At 68.9% G+C, this 26,326-nt stretch carries 21 protein-coding genes; 11 read left to right on the forward strand and 10 right to left on the reverse strand.

Features of this window, described 5'->3' with window-relative positions:
* The first annotated feature begins 142 nt into the window (after nucleotides 1-142).
* Nucleotides 143-1,483, forward strand: coding sequence for a DoxX family membrane protein (locus ACT3UN_RS00145; protein ID WP_441588159.1), 1,341 nt, complete (start codon nucleotides 143-145; stop codon nucleotides 1,481-1,483).
* 28 nt (nucleotides 1,484-1,511) lie between these two features.
* Here ACT3UN_RS00145 and ACT3UN_RS00150 read toward each other — a convergent pair whose 3' ends face one another.
* Complete coding sequence (locus ACT3UN_RS00150; RefSeq protein WP_444655698.1) at nucleotides 1,512-2,279, reverse strand: LysE/ArgO family amino acid transporter; 768 nt, start codon at nucleotides 2,277-2,279, stop codon at nucleotides 1,512-1,514.
* 70 nt (nucleotides 2,280-2,349) lie between these two features.
* On the opposite strand from ACT3UN_RS00150, the gene ACT3UN_RS00155 reads away from it, so the two are divergent.
* Nucleotides 2,350-3,231, forward strand: coding sequence for an ArgP/LysG family DNA-binding transcriptional regulator (locus ACT3UN_RS00155; RefSeq protein ID WP_444626402.1), 882 nt, complete (start codon nucleotides 2,350-2,352; stop codon nucleotides 3,229-3,231).
* A gap of 112 nt (nucleotides 3,232-3,343) precedes the next feature.
* On the opposite strand, the gene ACT3UN_RS00160 is transcribed toward ACT3UN_RS00155, so the two are convergent.
* A complete protein-coding gene (locus ACT3UN_RS00160) occupies nucleotides 3,344-4,126 on the reverse strand; it encodes an ABC transporter permease (protein ID WP_301444113.1) in 783 nt (260 codons plus the stop codon).
* Nucleotides 4,123-5,100: an ATP-binding cassette domain-containing protein gene (locus ACT3UN_RS00165; RefSeq protein WP_444655700.1), complete on the reverse strand. Its 978-nt coding sequence runs from the start codon at nucleotides 5,098-5,100 to the stop codon at nucleotides 4,123-4,125. Before ACT3UN_RS00165 ends, ACT3UN_RS00160 begins: the two co-directional genes overlap by 4 nt.
* A 70-nt stretch (nucleotides 5,101-5,170) precedes the next feature.
* Here ACT3UN_RS00165 and ACT3UN_RS00170 point away from each other — a divergent pair, with 70 nt between their 5' ends.
* The gene (locus tag ACT3UN_RS00170) at nucleotides 5,171-5,965 is read left to right on the forward strand and encodes a TetR/AcrR family transcriptional regulator (RefSeq protein ID WP_301444111.1); all 795 of its coding nucleotides are present in this window, start codon (nucleotides 5,171-5,173) and stop codon (nucleotides 5,963-5,965) included.
* A gap of 110 nt (nucleotides 5,966-6,075) precedes the next feature.
* Here ACT3UN_RS00170 and ACT3UN_RS00175 read toward each other — a convergent pair whose 3' ends face one another.
* Nucleotides 6,076-8,481, reverse strand: coding sequence for an ATP-binding cassette domain-containing protein (locus ACT3UN_RS00175; RefSeq protein WP_444655702.1), 2,406 nt, complete (start codon nucleotides 8,479-8,481; stop codon nucleotides 6,076-6,078).
* 45 nt (nucleotides 8,482-8,526) lie between these two features.
* On the opposite strand from ACT3UN_RS00175, the gene ACT3UN_RS00180 reads away from it, so the two are divergent.
* Complete coding sequence (locus tag ACT3UN_RS00180; protein ID WP_301443824.1) at nucleotides 8,527-9,267, forward strand: SDR family oxidoreductase; 741 nt, start codon at nucleotides 8,527-8,529, stop codon at nucleotides 9,265-9,267.
* Nucleotides 9,268-9,297: 30 nt separating this feature from the next.
* Here ACT3UN_RS00180 and ilvD read toward each other — a convergent pair whose 3' ends face one another.
* From ilvD to ACT3UN_RS00195, 3 genes are all read right to left on the reverse strand, one after another.
* Entirely contained in the window at nucleotides 9,298-11,145 is a 1,848-nt protein-coding gene (ilvD, locus tag ACT3UN_RS00185; RefSeq protein WP_441582063.1) for a dihydroxy-acid dehydratase, read from the reverse strand.
* Between the two features lie 219 nt (nucleotides 11,146-11,364).
* Nucleotides 11,365-11,961, reverse strand: a complete 597-nt coding sequence (locus tag ACT3UN_RS00190) for a PH domain-containing protein (protein WP_441578898.1) — start codon at nucleotides 11,959-11,961, stop codon at nucleotides 11,365-11,367.
* Nucleotides 11,962-12,057: 96 nt separating this feature from the next.
* Nucleotides 12,058-13,851 (reverse strand): mechanosensitive ion channel domain-containing protein, encoded by a 1,794-nt coding sequence (locus tag ACT3UN_RS00195; protein ID WP_444655704.1) that lies wholly within the window; start codon nucleotides 13,849-13,851, stop codon nucleotides 12,058-12,060.
* 369 nt (nucleotides 13,852-14,220) lie between these two features.
* Between ACT3UN_RS00195 and ACT3UN_RS00200 the strand changes: the two genes are divergently transcribed.
* The 3 genes from ACT3UN_RS00200 to ilvC all read left to right on the forward strand — a co-directional run bounded on the left by ACT3UN_RS00200 (nucleotide 14,221) and on the right by ilvC (nucleotide 17,762).
* Nucleotides 14,221-16,089, forward strand: coding sequence for an acetolactate synthase large subunit (locus tag ACT3UN_RS00200; protein ID WP_301443546.1), 1,869 nt, complete (start codon nucleotides 14,221-14,223; stop codon nucleotides 16,087-16,089).
* Nucleotides 16,089-16,595, forward strand: a complete 507-nt coding sequence (gene ilvN / locus ACT3UN_RS00205) for an acetolactate synthase small subunit (protein ID WP_301443547.1) — start codon at nucleotides 16,089-16,091, stop codon at nucleotides 16,593-16,595. The genes ACT3UN_RS00200 and ilvN overlap by 1 nt, the downstream gene beginning before the upstream one ends.
* A 153-nt stretch (nucleotides 16,596-16,748) precedes the next feature.
* On the forward strand, nucleotides 16,749-17,762 hold the full coding sequence (gene ilvC, locus ACT3UN_RS00210) for a ketol-acid reductoisomerase (protein ID WP_444655706.1): 1,014 nt from the start codon (nucleotides 16,749-16,751) through the stop codon (nucleotides 17,760-17,762).
* 64 nt (nucleotides 17,763-17,826) lie between these two features.
* On the opposite strand, the gene ACT3UN_RS00215 is transcribed toward ilvC, so the two are convergent.
* Nucleotides 17,827-18,519 (reverse strand): NADPH-dependent F420 reductase, encoded by a 693-nt coding sequence (locus ACT3UN_RS00215; protein ID WP_444626411.1) that lies wholly within the window; start codon nucleotides 18,517-18,519, stop codon nucleotides 17,827-17,829.
* Between the two features lie 204 nt (nucleotides 18,520-18,723).
* Here ACT3UN_RS00215 and ACT3UN_RS00220 point away from each other — a divergent pair, with 204 nt between their 5' ends.
* Nucleotides 18,724-19,698: a cation diffusion facilitator family transporter gene (locus tag ACT3UN_RS00220; protein ID WP_301444034.1), complete on the forward strand. Its 975-nt coding sequence runs from the start codon at nucleotides 18,724-18,726 to the stop codon at nucleotides 19,696-19,698.
* Here the strand turns inward: ACT3UN_RS00220 and ACT3UN_RS00225 are convergent.
* On the reverse strand, nucleotides 19,695-21,059 hold the full coding sequence (locus ACT3UN_RS00225) for a CitMHS family transporter (RefSeq protein ID WP_444655844.1): 1,365 nt from the start codon (nucleotides 21,057-21,059) through the stop codon (nucleotides 19,695-19,697). The two genes, ACT3UN_RS00220 and ACT3UN_RS00225, sit on opposite strands and share 4 nt — an antisense overlap.
* A 280-nt stretch (nucleotides 21,060-21,339) precedes the next feature.
* Between ACT3UN_RS00225 and serA the strand changes: the two genes are divergently transcribed.
* From serA to ACT3UN_RS00240, 3 genes are all read left to right on the forward strand, one after another.
* Nucleotides 21,340-22,935, forward strand: coding sequence for a phosphoglycerate dehydrogenase (serA, locus tag ACT3UN_RS00230; RefSeq protein ID WP_441578839.1), 1,596 nt, complete (start codon nucleotides 21,340-21,342; stop codon nucleotides 22,933-22,935).
* Between the two features lie 171 nt (nucleotides 22,936-23,106).
* Complete coding sequence (locus ACT3UN_RS00235) at nucleotides 23,107-23,652, forward strand: MarR family winged helix-turn-helix transcriptional regulator (protein WP_301443866.1); 546 nt, start codon at nucleotides 23,107-23,109, stop codon at nucleotides 23,650-23,652.
* Nucleotides 23,649-24,869, forward strand: a complete 1,221-nt coding sequence (locus ACT3UN_RS00240) for an MFS transporter (RefSeq protein WP_301443865.1) — start codon at nucleotides 23,649-23,651, stop codon at nucleotides 24,867-24,869. Before ACT3UN_RS00235 ends, ACT3UN_RS00240 begins: the two co-directional genes overlap by 4 nt.
* A gap of 64 nt (nucleotides 24,870-24,933) precedes the next feature.
* On the opposite strand, the gene ACT3UN_RS00245 is transcribed toward ACT3UN_RS00240, so the two are convergent.
* Entirely contained in the window at nucleotides 24,934-26,322 is a 1,389-nt protein-coding gene (locus tag ACT3UN_RS00245; RefSeq protein ID WP_301443864.1) for a glycosyltransferase 87 family protein, read from the reverse strand.
* Between the last annotated feature and the right edge of the window lie 4 nt (nucleotides 26,323-26,326).

Genomic DNA, 26,326 nt, shown 5'->3' on the forward strand with positions numbered 1-26,326 from the left:
CGTCCTCCGCTGTGACGCGTGGGTTCTAGCCTAGGCTTGACGCACGTATCCATGCGGAGACGAGCACACGGACCAGCACGAGACCAGCACGAGATCGCCGCGCCAGAGGTCACCACGCCGGCGGCGCAGAAGGTGGGAGACCATGGGATTGTTTGACCGGAATCCGGCGAAACCGGACGGCACCGGTGACACGGGTAAGACGGGTGGCAGCGACGTCAACGATGCCGCGAACGACACCACGAACGACGACGACCTCTTCGAGGCGATCGACTCGGTGGACGCCATCGACGTGCCGGACGCGACGCGTCCGCTGTCGGTGAACACGGCGCCGGCCGAGCAGGCCGAGCAGGCCGAGCCGACTGAGCCGACGAGGCCGACCGAGCACACCGAGGCACAGGGCGAGTCGTCCGCCCCGGCCGCCGAGTCGGACAACGCTGACGAGGCCCCCGAGGCCCCCGAGGCGACCGAAGCAATCGACGGCGCTGACGAGACGGCTGACGAGACGCCGCGTCCGAAGCGTGACATCTACGCGGTGTCCGGTCGCGCGCGGCCGCAGAAGATCGAGCCGCGGGGCGACGACTCGCGGACCGAGGTCTTCACCGCCGCTGCCGCCGACCCGGCCTACGGGACGAAGACGGGGGAGGAGGCCGCCGACTCCGGGGAGAACGGCCACGAGACCCTGGCCTTCGGTGGCGGAATCGGTGCAGCGGGTGCAGCGGGTGCAGCCGGCGCCGCGGCGACCCCGCGTCGCTCAGCGGTCCCGGAGTCGACCGAGACCCAGGCGCAGTACTCCGGCGAATACCCGGGCGCCGGCACGGAGGGCGAGACCTCCGTCTTCGCACCGGGTGCTGCAGGCGCGGCAGGCGCAGCCGGTACCGCCGGCGTCGCGGCGTCCGGTGAGGACGACGCGGCCGTGGCCGTCGACGAGAACGGCGAGGAGGCTGCGGCCGTGCCGGGTGAGGTCGAGGCCAAGCGAGGCACGCTGGACCTCGGACTGTTCATCCTGCGCGTCGTCGTCGGTGCGCTGCTGATCGTGCGCGGTCTGCAGACCCTCTTCGCCTTCGGCGGGGACCCGGGAATCAGCGCCTTCGAGCAGACCCTGTCGGCCTACAACTTCGCCGACATCCTGGCCGTCGCCCTGCCGGTCGCGGAGATCGTCGCCGGTGGTCTGCTGGTCTTCGGCCTGCTCACCCCGGTGGGCAGCGCTCTGGCGCTGGTGGTCGCCGGTTTCCTCACCCTGCACAACTTCTCCCTGTGGGACTCCGGGTACTGGCCGTACACGTTGAGCCCGCACGTGCAGTTCTGGGGCATGGTGTCGCTCGTCGGCCTGGTGCTCACGTTCACCGGCCCGGGCCGTTACTCCGCGGACATCTCGCGCGGGTGGGCGACGAGGCCGTTGGCGTCGTCGTGGCTGTTCGCGATCATCGGCCTGGCCGGCGTCGCCGGTCTGTGGCTGGCGGTCTCGGGCGGCAACCCGTTCTGACGGTCCCGGCTGCACCGGCCACACTGGCTCAGCCCAGCGCGAGCCGGGCGGCCATGCCGATCATCAGCAGTCCGATGCCCAGGTTGATCCAGCGCCACACCCCGGGGCTGGACAACGGGCGGCTGAGCAGGCGGGCCCCGTAGCCCACCACCACGAAGAACAGGACGGACCCGACCAAGGCCCCGGCAGTGAAGACCCACTTGCCGGGGTCGTACTGGTTGGCCATCGTGCCGAACACCACGATGCCGTCGACGTAGGCCGCCGGGTTGAGGAACGTCACCGCCAGGGCGGTGGGCAGGGCGGAGACCGCGCGCGGACGGTGCAGCCGCAGCAACCGCCGCGGGGCGTCCTGCCGGGTGGGGACGGGACGCGTCTTGGTGGCCACCTGCCCGCCGCCGGTGGGCAGGACGTCGCCGGGCAGCGCGCTCCCGGCGTCCTGCGCTTCGTCCTGCATGCTGCCGGACGGCGGCTCGACGCCCTCGATGGCGGTGGGGTGACGCACGTCGCGCAGGTACGTCGAGGCGAACCAGAGCAGGTAGGCGACGCCGCCCCAGCGCAGGATCTCGATGAGCACCGGAAGCCTGTCGGTCACCACGGCGACGCCGGCGGTGCCCGCAGGCAGCAGAATGAGGTCGCCCACGATGAACACGCTGATCACCAGGCCCACGCCCCAGCGTTTCACACCCTGTTTGAGCAGCACGATGTTCTGCGGGCCGACGGCGGCGATCACGGAGAGCTGGAAGACCATGCCGGCGAGGGCGATCCTGAGTGCGGGGAGGAGGGAATCGTAGGTCACCCGCCAGAGCCTAGGAACCGGGGCGAGTGAAGACAAGCAAGCAGAACTGGGCACAGTTAAGATGTGCTTCATGATCCCACGTCACCTGGATACACTGCTGCTCGTCGTCGACGAGGGGAGCTTCGAGGCCGCCGCATCGCGTCTGGGGGTGAGTCCGTCGGCGGTGAGTCAGCGCATCAAGGCACTGGAATCGGACGTGGGACGCGTGGTGGTGCGCCGGACGTCGCCGGTCGGGGTGACCGACGCCGGGGAGGTGCTGGTGCAGAGCGCGCGGCAGATGCGGCTGCTCGAGCTCGAGACCGACGACCGTCTGCGCGGGCAGATCAGTGAACGTCCCGTGAGCGTGGGCGTCAACGCCGACTCGCTGGGGACGTGGTTCCGGCCCGTGCTCGGGCACGTCGCGGCGTCTGGTGGGATCTCTCTGGAACTCACCGTGGAAGACGAGCAACGCTCCCTGGCGATGCTGCGCCGCGGAGACTGCATGGGCGTGGTCACCGCCGAGGCGGAACCCGTCGCCGGGTGCGTGGTCGAGGAGCTCGGGGTGCTGCACTACTGGCCGGTGGGCTCCCCGGGGCTCGCCGAGACCCTGCACCGCGGCCTGGCAGAGCAGGGAGACTCCGCCTGGGCGGGCCTCCCGCTGCTGGTCATCGGACCGCACGACCGGATGACCGACGGTGTTCTCGTGCCCCGCGAGGTCACCCCGCGTGCCGACCGTCGGGTCTCCCGGATCCCCAGCTTCGAAGGGCTCAACGACGCCGTCGTCGCCGGGCTCGGGTGGACGCTCGTACCGGTGTCCGCCGCGCGGCCCTATGTGTCGGCCGGCACCATGGCCCGGCTCACCGAGGACGTCATCGAGGTGCCCCTGTACTGGCAGCACTGGCGCCTGGAGTCCGACACCCTCGGCGTGCTCACCGACGCCGTGCACGCCGCCGCGGCTGCGGGGCTGAGGTAGCGGTGCTGGGGTAGTGGGCCTGGGGTAGTGGGGCTGGGGCCATGCCTTCCTGAAACCCCACGCAGATGGTGGTCCGGATCCCGAAGACCGACAAGATCGCGGGGTTTCAGGATCAGCGCCTCAGCCGACGGTACGCGCGGGCCGACAGGGGGAGGAACACCGCCACGAGTACCAAGGGCCACAACAACGCCGCCAGCACGGCATGGTCGGCCAGAGCCCCGCCGGTGAGGCCGGTGGGGTTGCCGAAGAGCTCGCGGGCGGCGGTGGCCGTGGCGGACACCGGGTTCCAGGTGGCCAGGGGTTCCAGCCAGGACGGCATGAACTCCGGGGACACGAAGGCGGTGGACAGGAACCCGATCGGCCAGACCAGGACCTGCACCGCCATGGCAGCTCCCTCGTTCCTGCCCAGGGTCAGGCCGAGGAAGATGCCGATCCACAGCACGGCGAAGCGGAACCACAGCAGCAGCGCGATCGCCAGTATCGCCTCGGGGAGGCTGCCGGTGATCCGCCACCCCAGCAGGAGTCCGCCGACGACCAGGACGACGAGTTCCACCGCCGAGGTGATCATGTCCGCGCCGGCGCGACCGAGCGCGACGGAGGCGTCCCCGATCGGCAGTGAGCGGAAGCGGTCGGTGATGCCCTTCTTCGCGTCGTTGGCCATGGCGGTGGTGGTCGCCTCGACACCGAACATCATGGACAGGGCCATCATGCCGGGCAGCAGGTAGTCGATGTAGTCCCCGCCGCCGGGCAGTTCGATCGACCCGCCGAAGAGCAGGGCGAACATCAGCAGGAGCATCACGGTGAACAGGATGCTGAACACCGGGGTCAGGGGTTGGCGGCGCCAGTGCTGCAGTTCCCTCGTGGTGAGGATCATGCCGCTGGTGATGCTGTTCATCGGTTCTCCTCGGGGTTCGGGACGGTCGGGTCGGACGGGGTCTCGGTGACGGAGAGGAAGACCTCGTCGAGGGTCGGGCGGCGCAGTGCGACGTCGGTGGGCGACAGGTTCGCCTCGTCGAGTCGTCGGACGAGATCGACCATGTCGGCGGTGCCGCGTGGTGCGGGCACGCTGGCGTGGATCCCGTCCGTGGTCTCGGTCAGCGACTGCCATCCGGCGGGCACGGCGGCCTCGACCTCGGCCCGGGTGGTGGTGGAGGGGAAGGTGACGTCGACGCGGTCGCCGCCGCGGCTGCGTTTGAGTTCGTCCGGTGTTCCCTTGGCGATCACCCGTCCGTCCTTCATGATCGAGATGCGGTCGGCGAGCTGGTCAGCCTCCTCGAGGTACTGGGTTGTCAGCAGCACGGTGGTGCCGGCGCGGGCTGTCTGCAGGACGGCGTCCCACACGTCGACGCGTCCGCGGGGGTCGAGTCCGGTGGTGGGTTCGTCGAGGAAGAGGACGTCCGGCTCGCGGATGAGTGAGACCGCGATGTCGAGGCGTCGGCGCATGCCGCCGGAGTAGCCGGACACCGCCTGGTCGGCGGCGTCGGTCAGGGAGAACTGCTCCAGGAGCTCGTCGGCGCGGCGCCGGGCGTCGCGGCGACGTAGTCCGAGCAATCGGGCGAACATGACGAGGTTCTCACGACCTCCGATGACCTCGTCGAGGGCGGCGTACTGGCCGACCAGGCCGATGCGTGAGCGCAGGGCGTTTCCGTCACGGACGTCGGTGCCGGCGATCCGGGCGGTCCCGCTGTCGAGGGTGGTCAGTGTGGTGAGGACGCCGACGGCGGTCGTCTTGCCGGCGCCGTTGGGGCCGAGCAGTCCGTGGATGGTGCCGGTGGGAACGGTGAGGGTGAAGTTGTCGAGCGCGCGGTGGTCGCCGTAGGTCTTGACCAGTGATTCAGCGTGGATGGCGGGCGGGGAGGCCGAGGGCACAATAAACTCCAAACAGTGTACGAAGTTGCGAGGGTGTTTTAACGTACGCCGTTCGGAGTAAGCTGTCAACATGGATTCCGAGAGCCACAACGACACTGCCGCTGAACCGGACCGCATGCTGCGACTGGTGTGGCGCCACGAGATCGGCGAGGAGTCCGGCGCGCGCGGCCCGCGGAAGAAATGGTCGGTCGACCAGGTCGTGGACACCGCCATCGCCGAGGCGGACGCCGCCGGTGTCGCCGGTGTTGAGGGACTCTCCATGCGCCGGATCGCGGAGAAGCTCGACACCTCCGCCGCCACGCTGTACACCTACATCCCCGGCCGCGACGAACTTCTCGGGCTGATGGTCGACCAGGTCATGGGACGCGTCGACCTCCCGTCGTTCGACGGTGCGGCCACGGATCCGCAGAGCGTGGCCGAGAGACTCCGCATGGTGTCGGCCGTCGCCTGGGAGGAGGTCCACGAGCACCCCTGGCTGCTCAACGCCCAGCGGCACCGGCCCCTGCTCGGCCCGAACGTATCGCGTCGCTACGAATGGCAGCTCACCGCCGTGGACGGGTGCGGACTGGACGACGTGGCCATGGACCACACCATCTCACTGATCGAGTCCCATGCCGTGGCCAGCGCGGCGGCGAGCGTGAACGCCCGGGACCTCGCCCGGGACACCGGGGTCAGTGACGCGGACTGGTGGCGGGTCAACGAGCCGGTACTGTCGCAGGTCATGAGGGACGCGGACTTCCCGGTGTCCGGACGCGTCGGCACCGCGGTGGGCGAGAAGTACCAGGCGGTCACCGACCCGACGGCGGTCTACAGGTACGGACTCGAGGTCATCCTGGACGGCGTGATCCACCAGCTGGCACGCTGACCATCGCAGACTGACGCCTACCGATGCTGGCTCCTGAAACCCCACGCAGATGTTGGTGGGGATCCCGGAGACCAACAACTGAGTGGGGTTATAGGAAGGGGAGGTGCGAGCTACCCGTCCGCACCCGCCACCGCGCGCAGGACCCGGCCGGTGGCGGTGCCGGAGTCGGCGACCTCGGCCGGGGTGCCGTCGGCGACGATGCGTCCGCCCTCCACTCCGGCACCGGGCCCCAGGTCCACCACCCGATCGGCCTGGGCGACCACACGCAGGTCGTGTTCCACCACGACCACGGTGTCACCGGCGTCGACCAGCCGGTTGAGCTCGGTGACCAGCAGGTCCACGTCCGCCGGGTGCAGGCCGGTGGTCGGCTCGTCCAGCAGGTGCACCGTGGGGGTGCCACGGCGTGCCCGGCGGCTGCGCTGCAGCTCGGTGGCCAGTTTGATGCGCTGGGCCTCCCCGCCGGAGAGCTCCGGGGCACCCTGGCCCAGGCGCAGGTAGGACAGGCCCACGGCGTCCAACGCCTGCAGTGCGGTGAGCACCGCGGGCTCGTCGGTGAAGACGTCCAGGGCGTCCTTCACGGTCAGGCCCAGGATCCCGGCGACGGTGTAGCCGTGCCAGGTGACCTGCAGCGTCTCGTCGTTGTAGCGGGCGCCGTGGCAGTCCGGGCAGGTGGTGTAACTGCCGGGCAGGAACACCAGTTCCACCTCGATCGCGCCCTCACCGTTGCACGTCGGGCAGCGTCCCTGGGTGACGTTGTAGGAGAACCGGGAGACCGTCCACCCGCGTTCGCGCGCCCCGTCGGTGCCGGCGAAGAGTTTGCGCACGTGGTCGAACAGGCCGGTGTAGGTCGCCAGGCAGGAGCGGGTGGTGCGGCCGATGGGCTGCTGGGTGATGTGCACGGTGCGGATTCCGGCGTCGTCGAGCACCTGCGGCAGCACACTGGACAGCAACGTCGACTTTCCGGAGCCGGACACCCCGGTCACCGCGGTGAACTGGCCCAGCCCGAGTGACGTGTCGATGTCCAGGGTGCGCTCGGTGCTGCGCACCGGCAGACGGGAGGACGCTGCGCGCGCCGGGTGGCGTCCCCCGGTGAGCGTGGGGGCTGCGGCGGCGAGCGCGCGGCCGGTGGGCGTGTCCTGCCCGGCCAGACCGTCCTGACCACCGTCTTCACCGCCGTCCTCACCACCGACCGGCCCGGACCACAACACCTCGCCGCCGTTCTCCCCGGCGCCCGGGCCCACGTCCACCACCCAGTCCGCCCCGGCGACCAGGGACATGTCGTGCTCCACGAGCACCACACTGTTGCCCGCCTCCAGGAAGCGGGTCATCAGCTCACGCACCGCCACCCGCTCGGTCGGGTGCAGTCCGGCGGAGGGTTCGTCCAGCACGTACACCACGCCGAACAGGCCCGAGTGCAGCTGCGAGGCCAGGCGCAGGCGCTGCAGCTCCCCGGCCGACAGCGTCGAGGCGGCACGGTCCAGGCTCAGGTGGCCCAGCCCCAGCTCCACCGCCGCGCGCACCGTGGGGGTCACCTGCTCCAGCAGCAGACGCTCGGCCTCCGACGGGGATGTGACCCCGGCGACGAGGCCGGCGAGCTCCTCCAACGGCACGGCGTTCAACTCGTCGATGGTCAGCCCCAAGTACGTCACCGACAGCGCATCCGCGGTGAGCCGGCGCCCACCGCACTCCGGACACACCGAATGGTCCATGAAGGACAGGACGCGACGGCGTGTGGCGTCCGACGACGTCGAGGCCAACGTCTCGCGCAGGTAGGTCGCCACCGAGCGCCACGTCCCGTCGTAGGTGCGCTGGATCTGGTGGGCGCCGCGCACCGGGTGCACCGTGACCACCGGCTTGTCCGGGGTGAACAGGATCCAGTCCCGGTCCTCGCGCGACAGCTGCGACCACGGCACGTCCGTGCGGTAGCCCAGGGTGACCAGGATGTCGTGGAAGTTCTTGCCCAGCCACGCGCCGGGCCAGGCCGCGATCGCACCGTCGTCGATCGACACCGAGGCGTCCGGCACCATCGACGCCTCCGTCGGCGCATGGACCGTCCCGGTGCCCTGGCACGTGGGGCACATGCCCGAGGCGGTGTTGGGGGAGAAGCGGTCCGAGTCCAACCGGCCCACCCGTTCCCGCAGCTCCTCCGGGTAGGTGCCCGAGCGGGAGAACAGCAGACGCACCGAGTTCGACACCGTGGAGAACGTCCCCACCGTGGATCGTGCCCCACCGCCGGAACGCGACTGCTCTAGCGCCACCGTCGGCGGCAACCCGTCGATGCGTCCGACCTTCGGGTCCACCGCCCCGGCGATTAGCCGGCGGGCGAAGGGCGCGACCGACTCAAGGTAGCGGCGCTGCGCCTCGCCGTGCACCGTGCCGAACGCCAACGACGACTTCCCCGACCCCGACACCCCGGTAACCGCCACCAGCTTGCCCCGCGGGAACTCCACGGAGACGTGGCGCAGGTTGCGCAGGTGGGCGTCGTGGACACGGACTGTGGAACTTGGGTCGACCATGGCCGCCCATTCTAGGCGGTTGTGCGGGCGCGGTAGCGTGGGGGAATGGACTTCGGGATAGCAGGCAGATGGGCCGTGGTCGGTGCCTCCAGTCAGGGGCTCGGCCTCGGGTGCGCCGACGCGTTGGCGTCCGAGGGGGTGAACCTCGTCGTCAACGCCCGACGCACCGGGCCGCTCGCCGAGGCCGCCGAAAAGCTTCGCACCCACGGGGTGGAGGTGCGTGAGGTCGCCGGGGACATCAGCGATCCCGGTGTCCGGGAGAACCTGCTGGACGCCGCACCACAGGTCGACGTCCTGGTCACCAACGCCGGCGGGCCGCCGCCCGGCGACTTCCGCGACTGGGACGAGGACGCCTGGCTCGCCGCGTTGAAGCAGAACATGCTCACCCCGGTGGAGTTGATCAAGGCCACGGTGGACCACATGGCCGCCCGTGGATTCGGGCGGGTGGTGAACATCACCTCCGTGGCGGTGAAGGCCCCGATCGCCACGCTGGGGTTGTCCAACGGGGCGCGCGGCGGGCTGACCGGCTTCGTGGCCGGGGTGGCACGCCAACCCCGGTTGGCCGCGGCGAACGTGACGGTCAACAACCTGCTGCCGGGACGCTTCGCGACCGCGCGGTTGGCGCGCACCGGCTCGTCGCCGTCCACCGACGGCATCCCGGCAGGACGCTTCGGCGACCCGGCGGAGTTCGGCGCGACCTGCGCCTTCCTGTGCTCGGCACAGGCCGGCTACATCACCGGGCAGAACATGCTCATCGACGGCGGGGCGTACCCGGGCACGTTGTGAGCTGTCGTTGCGGCAGGGCCGCGGCAGGGTCTAGTCGACCTCGCGCACCGCGCCCTTGTCGGCGCTGGTGGCCATCTTGGCGTAGGCGCGCAGCGCCTTGGTGACCTTGCGCTGACGGGTCGCCGGGGACCACGGCTTCTGCGAGGCGTCCATCGCAGCACGGCGACGCGCGATCTCCTCGTCCGGCACGTCGAGGGTGAGCTGACGGTTGTGGACGTCGATGGTCACGGTGTCGCCGTTCTCGACGAGCCCGATCAGTCCACCGTCGGCGGCCTCCGGGGAGATGTGGCCGACCGAGATACCCGAGGATCCGCCGGAGAAACGCCCGTCGGTGATCAGGGCGCACTTCTTGCCCAGTCCGGAGCCCTTGAGGAAGGCGGTGGGGTGCAGCATCTCCTGCATGCCCGGTCCGCCGGACGGGCCCTCGTAGCGCACGACGACCACGTCGCCGGCGGTGACCTTCTTCTTGAGGATCACGTCCACGGCCTCCTCCTGCGACTCCACGACCAGGGCCGGTCCGGAGAAGTGCCACAGGGACTCGTCGATGCCGGCGGCCTTGATCACCGCGCCGTCGGGCGAGAGGTTGCCGCGCAGGATGACCAGCCCGCCGTCGGCGGTGAAGGCGTGCTCCACGTCGTGGATGCAACCGTTCTCGGCGTCCACGTCGAGGTCGTCCCACACGTTGTCCGTGGAGAAGGGCTCGGTGGTGCGCACCCCGCCGGGGGCGGCGTGGTAGAGGTCGATCGCCTCCTGGCGCGGCGAGGCCGCACTGACGTCCCAGTCCTCGAGCCACTCGGCGAGGCTGGGGGAGTGCACGGTGTGCACGCCCTCGTTGAGCTTGCCGCCACGCCACAGCTCGCCGAGGATGCGGGGGATTCCGCCGGCGCGGTGGACGTCCTCCATGTGGTAGTCGGAGTTCGGCGCGACCTTCGACAGGCAGGGGACGTTGCGCGACAGGTCGTCGATGTCCTGCAGGTCGAAGTCGATGCCACCCTCCTGGGCGGCGGCGAGGATGTGCAGCACCGTGTTGGTGGACCCGCCCATGGCCATGTCCAGGGCCATGGAGTTCTGGAAGGCCTCCTTGGTGGCGATGTTGCGCGGCAGCACGGAGGTGTCGCCCTCGCCGTAGTAGCGCTTGCACAGGTTCACGATCGTGCGTCCGGCCTCGCTGAACAGGTCGCGGCGCGCGGAGTGGGTCGCCAGGGTGGAGCCGTTGCCGGGCAGGGACAGGCCGAGAGCCTCGGTGAGGCAGTTCATCGAGTTGGCGGTGAACATGCCGGAGCAGGAACCGCAGGTCGGGCAGGCGGCCTGCTCCACGGTCATCAGGCCCTGGCGGGAGACCTGCTCGCTGGCGGACGCCGAGATCGAGGTGATCAGGTCGGTGGGCGCGTGGGCCACACCGTCGACGACCACGGCCTTGCCGGCCTCCATCGGCCCGCCGGAGACGAAGACGACCGGGATGTTCAGGCGCATCGCGGCGTTGAGCATGCCAGGGGTGATCTTGTCGCAGTTGGAGATGCACACGATGGCGTCGGCCTGGTGGGCGTTGACCATGTACTCCACGGAGTCCGAGATGATCTCGCGGCTCGGCAGCGAGTACAGCATGCCGGAGTGCCCCATGGCGATGCCGTCGTCCACGGCGATGGTATTGAACTCGCGGGCCACGCCGCCGGCCTCGGCGACGGCCTCGGCGACGATGTCACCGACGTTCTTCAGGTGGACGTGCCCGGGGACGAACTGGGTGTAGGAGTTCGCGATCGCGATGATCGGCTTGTCGAAGTCACTGTCCTTCATGCCCGTGGCTCGCCAGAGGGAGCGTGCGCCGGCGGCGTTGCGTCCCTGGGTGGTCACTGATGACCGGTAGGAGATCTCGTTCATGGTGGGAAAAGCGTCCTCTCGTGGGGCCTCGTGCGGCTGCCCGGCCCGTGGGCAGTTGTTTCGGTGGGGTTCGTGCGTGGGGGTTCTTGCGTTGATTTATAGGTGCGGAGCCACGGCGGCGACGGCGGGATCCGGCGGGGCCGGGGGACAGTAGTCAGCTGTCGGCCCCGGTACTCAGTCGGACGCTATCGGACGCACCGCGGCGCGCGGCGCGTCCGGTCAGCTCGCGGCGTCCGGTCTACCGTCCTGCCCGGCGTCCTGGTCGCCGGCAGCGGAGCGGCGGCGTTCGAGTTCCTCGCGCGCCATGCGTCGGGCACGCTGCGCGGCCTCGTACTCGCCGTACTCGTCCTCGTCCATGAGGACGGCCAGACCGCTGTCGCGTTCGACGACCCGTACCTTCTCGTCGATCGCGGAGAGACTCGGGGTCACCGGGTCCGGGATCCTGCCCCCGGTCACTTCCGCCAGGGTCACCAGCGAATTGAAGCTCACACCCGGGAGCGGGAATGTCGTCTCGTCCTTGCTCACCGCAAGGGCCTTGCCTCCACGGGTGAATCGTAACGCCTCGAAGTCGTCCCACGCCAATGACTTTGTGGGGCGAAGGAGGTAACGGGCGGTGATGCCGCCCTCGGTGAACTCCGTCCGGGTGCGCAGCACACCCACGATGAACAGGAGGGGCAGGAGCGGGAGCCAGAAGAGCACGCCCGGGGCATAGGCCACACCGACGATCGACATCGCCACCATGAGGAAACCGGCGATCAGGTGGGCCTGATCCGTGCGGACCTGGTACGGCAGGGCGGGCGACTCCACGGAACTCATGGTTGTCCATTTAATCAGCACCGGTGGCCCACGCACACATCGCCCGGACCATGTGGTCCGGGCGATGTGGTGGTGCGGTGGTGCAGGGGTGGGACGTCAGGGCGTGGTGGTCTGGTCGCCGGAGGTGCCGTCCTGCTGGGTCGTGCCCTGGTTCTGGCTCTGACCCTGGTTCTGCGTGGAACCGTCGGACTCGTTGGTGCCGTCCGTGGTGCCGGTGCCCTCGGTGCCGTCGGTGCCCGACGTACCGGAACCGGAGTTGTTCGAGTTGCCGGAGTTGCCCGAGTTACCGTTGCCGGAGGTGTTGCCGCTGTTGGTCGAGCTGTCGCCGGACCCGTCGGACTCCTCGGTGTCGGTGACCTCACCGGAGTTGTCGGACTCCTCGGTGTCGGTGGGCTGCGTGTCCTCGGTGGGCTCGCTGTCGGTGTTCTCCTCGGTCTCGGTCGGGGTACTCGACACGCTGGTCTCGGTGGACTCCACCTCGGTACCTGCGTTGCGGTAGCGGTCCGGCGACAGGATGCCGGGGTTGCCGTCGTCCGGGTTGCTGGAGAACAGCGCGAGCATCGCCACGATCACCAGGGCGATGAACAGGCCCGAGGTCGAGGGACGGAACCGGCCGCCGAAGCTCAGCAGGTTCTTCGTCTTCGACTCGTAGGGGCCGTCGACCAGGTCGGCGAGATCGGACTTGTCGTCCTCTGCTCCGGCCTTACCGTCCTTCCCCGCCTTGCCGTCCTTCGCGTCGGGGTCCTCCTCCGGTGCGGGGGAGGGCAACACCTGGGTCGCCGGGTCGTCCGGGTCAGGCTGCGCCGCACTGTCCGGCTCAGCCGAGGCGTCCTGCGCGTCCTCGACCTTGTCGGCGTCCGCGGCGGCGTTGTCTGCACCCTCGTCGCCGTCGGCGCCGTCGTCCAACGACATGTGGTCGGGGCCGGACGCCGCGGCCGCCACGACGCGGGACGTGTCGTCCTCGGACGTGTCCTTCGCCGCGATTTTCGACGGCGTCTGGGTGGTGTCGGTGGAGGGGGCCTGCGCGGCCCCTGCCGTGCCGAGCACGTCGCCTCGGGACTGGTAGCGGTCCCAGAACGTGTTGACCAGGTTCGCGCGGATCGCGCGCTCCACCAACCACTGGTCGGCGGGGCCGGTGTCCACGCCCACGCGCATGCCCACCGACCAGGGCTGGCCGGCGGCGGCGGGCGGGGTGATGCTGCGGGCCGGCTGGACCTCGATGTCACCGAGGATGCTCGCGTCCACCCCGGCGGACTCCACGGCCTTGGCCGCTGCGGTCTCCACCTTGGTGAGCAGGTCCGCCATGGACTCCTCGTCGACCATCGGGATGTCGAGGTCCACCACGGCACGCGACCAGCGCTGCGAGTAGTTGATCGTCACGCTGGCCTTGCTGTTCGGCACGGTGACGAGCTCGCCGGCGACGGTGCGGATCTGCGTGGAACGCAGGGTCAGCTTCACGACCGTACCGGTGATCTGCCCGGAGGTGTCGTCGAAGGTCACCACGTCGCCGACACCGTAGTGGCGCTCGGAGATGATGAAGAAGCCGGTGAGGAAGTCACCGATGATGTTCTGCGAGCCGAAACCGATGGCGGCGGAGACCACGGTCGCCGGGATGGCCGCGCCCATGGCCGGTACGCCGAGGTTCGTCAGTGCGAGGAGCACCAGGACGAAGTAGGCGACGATCTCGAGCATGTACACCAGGGCGCCGACGAGGGCGAGCTTGGACTTCGTCTCCTCCTGGCCGCTCTCGAGACGGTCGGTGAGGACACGGACGACCTGGCGGCCGACCCGGGGAATCAGGATTGCCGCGATCAACAGGGCCGACAGCGGCAACCCGTGCTGAATGATCCATTCCCAGAGGGAGAACAAGAGGTACTTGACGTCGAACATGAGACTCACCATAGACGGTGTTTCTGGGGATTCGCTGGATCATTCGACACGCGAAACAGCGTCTCCGCCGGGACCGACGCGGGGCGTTCATGCAGTGAGACGGGGGGTATCAGCGGGTGGGAAAATTTCCTGAAATCCATTGACCGGGGGGTGGTGCTCCGCTATGGTCGTGGGTTATGACGACGTTCCTGATTCTTGTATCCGCCGGGCGCTAGAGCCCCTGCGGTCACTTCGCGGAACAATCTGGCGCCCCCGCCCCGAACCACGGGTAGCGGGGGCACAGTCGGTTCTACGGCGGAAACCACACACCTCGAGACCTCGATCGTCGGACATCCACAACACATGACCACCCAAAGGAGTGCACGGACGGTGAATGACACCTCACGCCCACACCCCAGTCCTGCGACAGTCGCTGCCTCAGGACGCAGCCGTAAGCCCGAGCGCATCAACGGTGCCCAGGCGGTAGTCCGCTCCCTCGAGGAACTGGGTACTGACGTAGTCTTCGGCCTCCCCGGTGGTGCGGTGCTCCCGCTCTACGAGGCTCTCTACGGTTCCGAGAAGCTCAACCACATCCTCGTCCGCCACGAGCAGGGCGCAGGTCACGCCGCCACGGGCTACGCCCAGGTCTCCGGGGAGGTCGGCGTGTGCATCGCCACCTCCGGTCCCGGTGCGACGAACCTGGTCACCCCGCTGGCGGACGCCAACATGGACTCCGTGCCGATCGTGGCGATCACCGGTCAGGTCGGCAGTCACCTGCTGGGCACCGACGGCTTCCAGGAGGCCGACATCCGCGGCATCACGATGCCGATCACCAAGCACAGCTTCATGGTCACCCGTCCCGAGGACATCCCCGCGGCGATCGCCGAGGCCTTCCACGTAGCCGTCACCGGGCGTCCGGGCGCGGTGCTGGTCGACATCCCCAAGGACGTGCAGAACGCCGAGCTCGACTTCATCTGGCCGCCGAGCTACCGGCTGCCCGGCTACCACCCGGTCACGACCCCGCACTCCCGCCAGATCGACGAGGCGGCCCGCCTCATCGCCGAGGCCAAGCGCCCGGTCATCTACGCCGGCGGCGGCGTCCTGAAGGCCAACGCCCACAAGGAGCTGCTCGCCTTCGCCGAGTCCACCGGACTGCCGGTGACCACCACGCTGATGGCGCTGGGTGTGTTCCCCGAGTCCCACCCGCAGTTCCTCGGCATGCCGGGCATGCACGGCACCGTGCCGGCCGTCGCCGCGCTGCAGAAGTCCGACCTGATCCTCGCCCTGGGCGCGCGCTTCGACGACCGGGTCACCGGCGACGTGGACTCCTTCGCCCCGGGCGCCAAGGTCATCCACGCCGACATCGACCCGGCGGAGATCGGCAAGATCCGCGAGGTCAACGTGCCGATCGTGGGCGACGCCCGTGAGGTCCTCCTCGCGCTGCGTCGTGCGGTGGAGGACCGTGAGGGTCGCCAGGACACGTCGCGCTGGACGACCTACCTCGACGGTCTGAAGACCGACTTCCCCCCGGGATTCGACGAGCCGGCCGACGGCAAGCTCGCCCCGCAGTTCGTCCTGCAGGAGCTCACCCAGGCCGCGGGCCCCGACGCCGTCTACGTCGCCGGCGTCGGCCAGCACCAGATGTGGGCCGCGCAGTTCCTGCGCTTCGAGAAGCCGCGCACCTGGCTGAACTCCGGTGGGCTGGGCACGATGGGCTACGCCGTGCCCGCAGCGATGGGCGCCAAGGCCGCCGCCCCGGACACCGAGGTCTGGGCCGTCGACGGCGACGGCTGCTTCCAGATGACCAACCAGGAGCTCGTGACCTGTGCGGTCGAGGGGCTGCCGGTCAAGATCGCCCTGATCAACAACGGCAACCTCGGCATGGTCCGCCAGTGGCAGACCCTGTTCTTCGACGGCCACTACTCGCACACCAACCTCAAGCCGGGCGAGAACTACCTCCCGGACTTCGTGGGACTCGCCGAGTCCATGGGCTGCGCGGCCTTCCGCGTGACCGAGAAGGACGGACCGGAGGGCGTGGCCGCCACGATCGCCAAGGCGCGGGAGATCAACGACCGTCCCGTGGTCATCGACTTCATCGTCGGCGAGGACGCCCAGGTGTGGCCCATGATCTCGGCCGGGGCCTCCAACGACGAGGTCCAGTACGTCCGCGACCTGCGTCCGCTGTTCGAACAGGAGCAGTCCGCGGCGGAGGAACCCGACGACATCCGTAAGATCATCGAGGAAGGCGAGGAGAACTAATGTCTCAAGTCCACACTCTGAGCGTCCTGTGTGAGGACGTCGACGGAATCGCGTCGCGTATCACCGGCATGTTCACCCGCCGCGCCTTCAGCATCATCTCGATCGCCTCGGGTCAGACGGAGGTGGCCGGGGTCAACCGGTTCACCATCCAGGTCGAGGGCGAGGACCACGTGATCGAGCAGATCACCAAGCAGCTCAACAAGCTGATCCCGGTGATCAAGGTCAGCCGGCACGAGCCGGACTCCATCGTGTGCCGCGGCCTGATGCTGGTGAAGGTCTCCGCCGACAACTCCAACCGCACGCAGGTCGTGGAGTCCGCCAAGCTCTTCCGCGCCCACGTGGTCGACGTCGGACCCGAGTCGCTGGTCATCGAGGCCACCGGCACGCCCACGAAACTCAAGGCGATGCTGGAGGTCCTGGAGCCCTTCGGCATCCGTGAACTGGTCGAGTCCAGCGTGACCGCGGTGAGCCGCGGCCAGAAGGCGATGTACCCCGCCAAGCTCTGATCGGCCTCTTCAGTCCCTCCCCGTGGCCATTCACGGGGTGGGATACCCAGTCTCACACTCTGATAATCCTTGCTGGTACGATAGCGGCACAGAACGCAGTTCCCGGTTCGATGAACCGATCCACACCCGTTTTCCCACGAAAGGCTTCACCTCATGGCAATTGACGTTTTCTACGACGACGACGCCGACCTGTCGATCATCCAGGGCCGCAAGGTTGCCGTGCTCGGCTACGGGTCACAGGGCCACGCCCACGCCCAGAACCTGCGAGACTCCGGCGTCGAGGTCGTCATCGGTCTGCGCGAGGGCTCCAAGTCCGCCGCGAAGGCCGAGGAGGCGGGATTCAAGGTCCTGTCCAACGCCGAGGCCGCCGCCTGGGCCGACGTGGTCATGGTCCTGGTGCCCGACACCACCCAGGCCACGGTCTACACCGAGGACATCGCCCCGAACCTGGAGGACGGCAACGCCGTGTTCTTCGGCCACGGGCTGAACATCCACTTCGAGCTGATCAAGCCGGCCGACAACCTCACCATCGCGATGGCCGCCCCCAAGGGCCCGGGCCACCTGGTGCGCCGCCAGTTCGTCGACGGCAAGGGTGTGCCGTGCCTGATCGCCGTGGAGCAGGACCCCAAGGGCGAGGGCCGCGACCTGGCCCTGTCCTACGCCGCCGCCATCGGCGGTGCGCGCGCCGGCGTCATCCCGACCACCTTCGAGGCCGAGACCGTCACCGACCTCTTCGGTGAGCAGGCCGTGCTGTGCGGTGGCACCGAGGAACTGGTCAAGACCGGTTTCGAGGTCCTCACCGAGGCCGGCTACGAGCCGGAGATGGCCTACTTCGAGTGCCTGCACGAGCTCAAGCTCATCGTGGACCTGATGTTCGAGGGCGGCATCGCCAACATGAACTACTCGGTGTCCGACACCGCTGAGTTCGGCGGCTACCTCTCCGGCCCGCGCGTCATCGACGCCGGCACCAAGGACCGCATGAAGGACATCCTGTCCGACATCCAGGACGGCACCTTCACCAAGCGCCTCATCGCCAACGTCGAGGGCGGCAACAAGGAGCTCGAGGGTCTGCGTGCCGACTACGCCAAGCACCCGATCGAGACCACCGGCACCAAGCTGCGCGATCTCATGATCTGGGTCAAGAACCCGCTGGACGCCACCGCGTAGGCGTCACCGCAACACCGGGGAAGGCCCCACGGACCGAAGAAAAGGTCCGTGGGGCCTGTCTGTGTCAGCGCTCTGCGGCGGTCAGCGCCTCGCGCAGCTCCTCGTCGGAGGCGGCCTTACCAGGCCCCATGTCGTAGATGGAGGTCGGTGTGGCGTCCGGCGAGATGTACGGCCTGCCGTAGGCGGGCTCGCCGTTGTCGAAGCGCCAGCCCTCGGCCAGCACACCGGCGTCGAGGGTGCCGTACCCCAGGGAGTCGAGGAAGGACGCGACGTCCTGCTTGGCGGCGTCGTCGTCACCGGCGATCACCAGGGAGGTGCGGGCGGCGTCGCCGGCCGGGCGGGCGAGCTCACCGAGGTGGGCGAAGTTGATGTTGTTGAAGCCCTTGACCACGTGGGTGTCCGGCAGGTGGTCCTGCAGGATCTGGGAGGTGGTGATCTCCCGGGCGTCCAGCACGTCGATGTGGCCGTCACGCTGCCAGTAGTAGTTGGACGTGTCGATCACGGTCTTGCCCGCCAGCGGCGCCACCGGGACCTCGGTCAGCGCGCCGAGCGGGATGGTGACGACGACGATGTCGCCGGCCGTCGCCGCGCCCTCCGGGGTGTCCACCCGGGCCTTGGGGCCCAGCGCGGCGGCGAGGGGGAGGAGGGTCTTCGGGTCCCGGGAATTGCTCAGGACCACGTCATGACCGGCCAGGACGGAGAGCCGGGCGACGGTGGCCCCGATCAGTCCCGCGCCGATGAATCCCACTGTGCTCATATGTCTTCAGGTCCTTGCTGCAGATCGACGGTGTGTTACCTCAGGGCCAACCGCACGCGGCGCCGCGGTATTCCGCATCCGCAGCCGCGCCGCGCCGGCGGAGCGCTTAATGATAATGATTACGCTACCCAAAGATCGCCCTTGACCTGCGCCAAATCTCGTTCTACTGTGAGCACTTACCGTTAATGAAAATGGAGGTTCGCCATGGCGCACGATCACGACCATGATCACTCACATACCCAGGTCCGCGGCAGGGCACTGTGGATCGTCATCGCGATGACCTCGACGATCTTCGTCGCCCAGGTCATCGGCGGGGTGGTGTCCGGCTCGCTCGCGCTGCTCGCCGACGCCGGACACATGCTGTCGGACGCCGGGGGCCTCGTCGTCGCGGCCTTCGCGATGATGGTCGGGTCGAAGCCGGCCACCGCGCGTTCGACCTACGGCTTCCGTCGTGCCGAGGTGCTCGCCGCCGCGGTCAACGCCGGTGCGGTCGCCGTGATCGGCGTGTGGATCGCCGTGGCGGCGTTCCGGCGGATGGGGGAGGGGCCCGCGGAGATCCAGACCGGGCTGATGCTCACCGTGGCGGTCGTCGGTCTGCTGGCCAACGTGGTCTCGGCGGTGATCCTGCGCCGCAGCGCAGGGGAGTCGCTGAACATGAAGGGCGCCTACCTGCACGTCCTGGTGGACCTGCTGGGGTCGGTCGCCGTGATCGTCGCTGCCCTGGTCATCGGTGCGACGGGCTGGTACTGGGTCGACGCGGTCGCGTCGCTGATCATCGCGGCGATGATCCTGCCGCGGGCGTGGTCGCTGATGAAGGAGGCGGGCACCGTGCTCATGGAGCAGGTGCCCGCCGGGGTGGACCCGGTCGAGGTCCAGGAGGCCGTCAGTGCGACGGACGGGGTCTACGGCTCACACGACCTCCACATCTGGTCGGTGGACGGCGAGTCGTCGATGGCGACCGTTCACGTGGTCACCACCGGTGACGAGCAGGATGTCCGGAAGGACGTGAGGAGAGTGTTCGCCGACCGGGGGATCGGTCACGTCACCGTGCAGACCGAGGCCCTGGCCGCACCCGCCAGGACGCCGCGCGCGCAGGCGTGCGACTCCGGGTGCGGCGAGGAGTGCGTCCTGCCCCGAAAGGACGGGCAGGACGGGCAGGGCGCTGGCAGCGCCGTCTAGGCGGTGAGGCCCAGCGCCAGGGCGATGAGCACCATGATGATGCCGAAGCCCCAGGCGATCGGGAAGGTCAGCTTGATGTGCTTGCCGATCGTGCCGCCGGACAGGCCGATGGCCAGCCACAGGGCGGGGGAGAAGGGGCTGACGAAGGTACCGATGGTGTTGCCGATGATCAGGGCGGCCGCGGCGCCGGAGCCGGAGACGCCGAAGGACGCCACCGTCTCCTGCACGACCGGGAGCACCGAGAAGTAGTACGCGTCGGTCGAGGTCAGCAGGTCCAGGGGCACACCGAGCAGGCCGACGATGACGTGCAGCTGCGCGCCGACGGAGTCGGGCAGGATGTGCAGCAGGCTCAGCGCGATCTCCTCGAGCATGCCGGACTCGTTCAGCACACCGAGGAACATCGCGGCGGCGAGGATGACGCCGGCCATGGACAGGGCGTTCGGGGCGTGACGCTTCAGGGTCTCGGCCTGCTCGCCGGACAGCGGGAAATTCACGACCAGGGCGATCGCGGTACCGACCAGGAAGACGGGGCCCGGCTCGATCCAGCCGGACGTCAGCAGCGCCAGCATGCACAGCGACATGACGATGTTGACGATGGTGACCCAGCGGCCGGTGCGCATCTGCGCGCCGATCTCCTCCTGCTTCTCCTTCTCACGTTGCACGAAGTCCGCGGCGAGGGTCTGGACGTCCACGTCGCCGGTGCCGACGAACTCGGGGGTCTTGCGCAGCTTGGCGATGCGGCGGGACTCCTTGAGGCCGAGGAGGCCGGCGATCACGAAGACGAGGACGAGGGCGATTCCCTGCAGCGGCAGGATGTGCTGCCACAGCTCAACGGGGGTCTGGTTGACCACGGAGGACGCACGGCCGATCGGACCGGCCCAGGGCACCATGTTCATCACCGACGCCGCGGTGGCCACGATGGCCAGCAGGACGTAACGCGACATGTGCAGCGCCTTGTACAGCGGCAGCAGCGCCGGGATGGTGATCAGGAAGGTCGTGGCGCCGGCACCGTCCAGGTGGACGACCATGCCGATCGCGGCGGTACCCAGGGCGACGAGGATGACGTTACCTCGGGTGGCGATGATCAGCCCCTTGACCAGGGGTGTGAACAGTCCGGTGTCACTGAGGATACCGAAGTAGATGATCGCGAAGATGAACATCACCACGACGTTCATCACGGATCCGAGCCCGGACTCGTAGAAGTCTCCGATGCTCTTGATGCCGTAGCCGGCGACGAAGGCGCCGAGCACCGGGACGAGGGTCATGACGACGGTCGGGTTGCTCCTGCCGCGGAGCAGGATGCCGACGGTGACGATGATGATTCCCAGGCCTATGGCTGTTAGCCCGCCCGGGGACTGCATCGTTTCAGCGAACGAGTCCATTGTTGGGTCTCCTCAAGAAAGATAGGTGAACCAACACATTATGGCAGGGTGAGGTGCGCCCTGTCACAACGGCTGCTTATGGCGCCCCCGGCCACGATCTCGGGGGTTTCCGAGCCGTGCGACAAAAGACGTACTAAGCTGTCCATGTCGCACGTCACCCCTGGGCTTATTTCGGTGTGGGGAGTCAGGCGTGGGCCCTGACCTCTTCGACGCGGTCGTGCCGGAGGGGCCGGGACATGCACAGCTGTCAGGAGTATCCGTGAGTCAGAATTCCCGTCCCGTCGTCCTCATCGCCGACAAGCTCGCCCAGTCCACCGTGGACGCGCTGGGGGACTCCGTCGAGGTCCGTTGGGTCGACGGTCCGAACCGTCCCGCACTGCTGGAGGCCGTCGTGGACGCCGACGCGCTGCTGGTGCGCTCCGCGACCACCGTCGACGCGGAGGTCCTGGAGGCTGCCCCGAAGCTGCAGATCGTGGGACGCGCCGGCGTCGGCCTGGACAACGTCGACATCGACGCCGCCACCGCCAAGGGTGTGATGGTCGCCAACGCCCCGACGTCCAACATCCACTCCGCCTGCGAGCACGCCATCTCGCTGCTGCTCTCCGCCGCACGTCAGATCCCGGCGGCGGACAAGACCCTGCGTGACCACGAGTGGAAGCGCTCCTCCTTCCAGGGCGTGGAGATCTTCGGCAAGACCGTCGGCATCGTCGGCTTCGGCCACATCGGCCAGCTGTTCGCCCAGCGTCTGGCGGCCTTCGAGACCGACATCGTCGCCTACGACCCCTACGCCAACCCGGCCCGTGCCGCACAGCTCGGCGTGGAGCTCGTGGAGCTCGACGAGCTGGTCGGCCGCTCCGACTTCGTGACCATCCACCTGCCGAAGACCAAGGAGACCGCGGGCATGTTCAATGCCGAGCTCCTGGCCAAGGCGAAGGAGGGTCAGATCATCATCAACGCCGCCCGCGGTGGACTGGTCGACGAGGCCGCCCTGGCCGAGGCGATCAAGAACGGTCCGGTGCGCGGCGCCGGCTTCGACGTCTACGCCTCGGAGCCCTGCACCGAGTCCCCGCTGTTCGAGCTCGACGAGGTCGTCGTGACCCCGCACCTGGGCGCCTCGACCGTCGAGGCGCAGGACCGCGCCGGCACGGACGTGGCCGCGTCCGTCCTCAAGGCCCTGTCCGGCGACTTCGTGCCCGACGCCGTGAACGTCACGGGCGGCAAGGTCAGCGAGGAGGTCGCGCTGTGGCTCGGCCTGGCGACCAAGCTGGGCAAGGTCGCCTCCGGTCTGCTGGACCAGGCCGTGACCGCCGTCAACGTCGAGGCCCGCGGTGAGCTGTCCTCGGAGAACGTCGACGCCCTGGGTCTGTCGGCACTGCGCGGCGTGTTCTCCGGCGTCGTCGACGAGCAGGTCACCTTCGTCAACACCCCGCAGATCGCCGCCGAGCGCGGAGTGGACCTCTCGGTGACCACCGCGGACGAGTCCGTGACCCACCGCTCCGTCCTCGAGGTCACCGTCGTCACCGGCGACGGCACCTCGGTCTCCGTGATCGGTGCGCTGACCGGCCTGGAGCGCGTGGACAAGATCGTGCGCATCAACGGCCGCGGCCTGGACCTGCGTGCACAGGGGCTCAACCTGTTCCTCAACTACGACGACCAGCCCGGTGCCCTGGGCACCGTGGGCACCTTCCTGGGCCGTGCGGGCATCAACATCGACGCCGCCGCGCTGACGCAGGACGCCGACCAGGGTTCCGCCACGCTGGTGCTGCGCGTGGACAAGGACGTCCCGCAGGACCTGCAGGAGCAGATCGCCGACTCCCTGTCGGCGTCGCGCACCGTCCTGCTCGACCTGAGCTAGACCCCACGGGGGACGGGACTGCCACGGGGACGGGACGGCGAGGGGGCCGTCCTGCCGGTGGTCAACGACGGGGGAGCGTCGACCGCCGCAAAGTGGTGGGGGTAGGTGGTGGGGGTGATAACACTTCGGGGAGTTATGTAAATAACTGTCTTATGGGTTAGGGTCGTTGCCGTGACTGACAACAATGCTGCCAACCACACGCCTGCCCCCGTCCCCGCGGACAAACCCGCGAACAACCCCACGGACGAGGACAACCAGCTCGCCGACGAGTTCCGCGACGCCCTCCGGGAAGGTCTGCACATGGTGCGCCTTCTCGACCACCGGGGGAGCCACACGCTCACCCAGTTGGGCATCCTCAACACGCTGACCGAGGAGCCCCACTCGATCGGGCTGCTCGCCAGGATCAACGGCATGACCCAGCCGGGCATGACGCAACAGATCGACAAGCTGGAACGGGCAGGCGTGGTTCGCCGGGTCCGGAGTCCCAAGGACGCCCGGGTCACCCTCGTCGAGATCACCGACGAGGGACGCGCCACACGTACGCGGGACAACAACCTGCGTAACCGGGCGCTGGCCGAGCACTTCGACCTGCTCGACGACGACGCACGACGGCGCATTGCCGACGCACTGGAACCGCTGACGGCCTTCGCCAGCGCGTACATCCGTCGGGTCAGCGAAGACACATCGAGAAACTTGGAAAGGCACGACCGCGAATGAGACAGGACACCCAGGAGGCCACGCTCAACGGCGCGACACTCGAATCAGAGAAGACGTCGATGATGCGGCAGCCTGTCGCAGTGTGGGCCACGGCCCTGGCCTGCGTCTTCGCGTTCATGGGGATCGGTCTCGTCGACCCCATCCTCCCCGCGATCGCGGAGAACCTGGACGCCGGCGCGTCCGAGGTCTCCCTGCTGTTCACCAGCTACTTCGCGGTGACCGCCGTGATGATGCTGGTCACCGGCGCCGTCTCCAGCCGCATCGGCGGCAAGAAGACGCTGCTGACCGGCCTGGCGCTGATCGTGGTCTTCGCCGGCCTCGCCGGGACGTCCAACAGCGTCGGTGAGCTCGTCGGCTACCGGGCGGGCTGGGGACTGGGCAACGCCCTGTTCGTCGCCACGGCCCTCGCCGTGATCGTGTCGGTGGCCAGCGGCGGACGTGCCGTGGCCATCATCCTCTACGAGGCCGCACTCGGCCTCGGCATGGCCGCCGGCCCGCTGCTCGGCGCGGCCCTGGGTTCCCTGAACTGGCGCGGACCCTTCTTCGGCACCGCCCTGCTGATGCTCATCGCCCTGGTCGTCCTGCTGTTCAAGCTGCCGGCCACCCCGCCGCCGGCCGAGAAGACCAGCGTGACCGCCCCGCTGAAGGCCCTGAAGCACCGCGGCCTGTTCGGCGTCTCCTTCTCCGCCCTGTTCTACAACTTCGGCTTCTTCACCGTGCTGGCCTACACCCCGTTCGTCCTCGGCTTCGGTGAGATCGGCATCGGTGCGGTGTTCTTCGGCTGGGGCTGCTGCCTCGCGGTGTTCTCCGTGTTCATCGCCCCGCTGATCCAGAACCGTATCGGTGCGGCGAACACCACCATCGCCACCCTGGTCGGCCTGCTGGTGATCTACGCCCTGCTCGGCGTCTTCCACGACACCACCCCGGTCGTGGTCGTGCTGGTCGTGCTCTCCGGCGCCCTGCTGGGCATCAACAACACGATGTACACCGAGATGGCCATGAGCGTGTCGGACGCCCCGCAGCCGGTGGCGTCCGCCGGGTACAACTTCGTGCGCTGGATGGGTGGCGTGATCGCCCCCTTCGCCGCCACGAAGATCGGTGAGGGTGTCGGCGTCGCCGTGCCCTACTACGTCGCCGCCGTCGTGGCCGTCGTCGCCATCCTCGTGATGATGGCGTCCCGCGACCACGTCGAGGTCCACGGCCCCGAGGCCGTGTAGCCCGCGAACCCTCCCCGGCGCCGTGCCGGCGCCGCCCGCGGGTCCACAACCCCGCAGGACGCTCTCAGCGTCCTGCGGGGTTGCTGTCTGTCGGCTCCTCCGCGGGGACGGTGCCGGTCTCGGTACCCGTCTCGGTGCCCGTCTCGGTGCGACGCGAGCGCACCGCGTCGACCAGACCGACCGCGGCGAAGGCCACGAGGATCAGCACGCCCCACAGCACCCACATGCTGTTCCACGGCACGGACATGTACTGCTGGCCGATGAACGACCAGTGCACCGACACCTGGTGGCTGACGAACGGGATCATCGCCACCCACACCACCAGCAGAGCCAGCAGCGCGCCGACCTGCGAGGAGAACCAGGACCGCACCCGGTGTCCCGGCCACGCCGGCGCCGCGCGCACCCCGAGGTCCACCAGGCACACCACCAGCGGCACCAGCCACACCCAGTGGTGGTGCCAGGAGAACGGGGAGATCAGGCACGCGGTGATCCCGCCGAGGGCCATCACCAGCGCCTGGTTGCCCCGACGCGTGGCCCAGCGCACCGCCACGTACAGCAACGCCACCACGACCACGCACGACACCAGCCACACGGCGGTGCCCGTCGTGTCGCTGTCGAAGGTGCGCTCGGTGAAGCCTTTAAGCGACTGCGAGGCGGACACCGTGTCGCTGCCGATCCGGGAGGAGTCGAAGATGGCGGACGTCCAGAAGCGCATCGCGTCCGGCACCGTCAGGAACCCGATGCCCACCGTGACGGCGAAGGTCGCCGTGGCCGTCGCCGCCTCGCGCCACCGCCGCTGCATGAGGAAGACGAGGATGAAGAAGGCCGGTGTGAGCTTCAGACCCGCGGCGATACCCACGCCGATGCCGGTCAGCCGGTCACGCGTGCGCAGGAAGTCCAGGGCGACCAGGAGCATCAGCAGCATGTTGATCTGGCCGTAGAAGAAGCTGTCGCGCACCGGAGACAGAGCCAGTGCAGCCATGGCGGCGGCCACGCCCAGGGCGATCGTCCCGGTGTCGAGCCGGTATCCGCGCTGCACCAGCGTGCCGAGGACCACCGCGACCAGTGCGCCGACGCAGGCGAGCTGCCAGAACGTCGCCGACATCTCCGCCGGTGCGGAGGCCACGTAGCGGAAGATGCTGCCGGCGAACGGCGGATAGGTGAAGGGCAGGTGACCGTAGAGCGGGCCGTCGTAGATGCCCTCGCCACAGGCCAACGCCTCACCGGCACGGAAGTACACCATGAAGTCGGTGGGCACCTTGTAGAGGTCCAGGGTGCGTTCGAAGACCACCGGACGGGTCTCGCGGTAGGCGACCACGGCCAGGACCAGGGCCAGACCTACGGTCAGGACGGTGCGTCCTGCGAGAGGACGGCCCGCCGCCGGCGGGGACGGCGGGGCTGCCGTGACCGGTGACCCGGTCGGGGTGGTGTCGGTGGGGTGGTGCGAGGTCAAGGCA

The organism is Corynebacterium sp. AOP12-C2-36 (assembly GCF_052379185.1).
Classification (GTDB): Bacteria; Actinomycetota; Actinomycetes; order Mycobacteriales; family Mycobacteriaceae; genus Corynebacterium.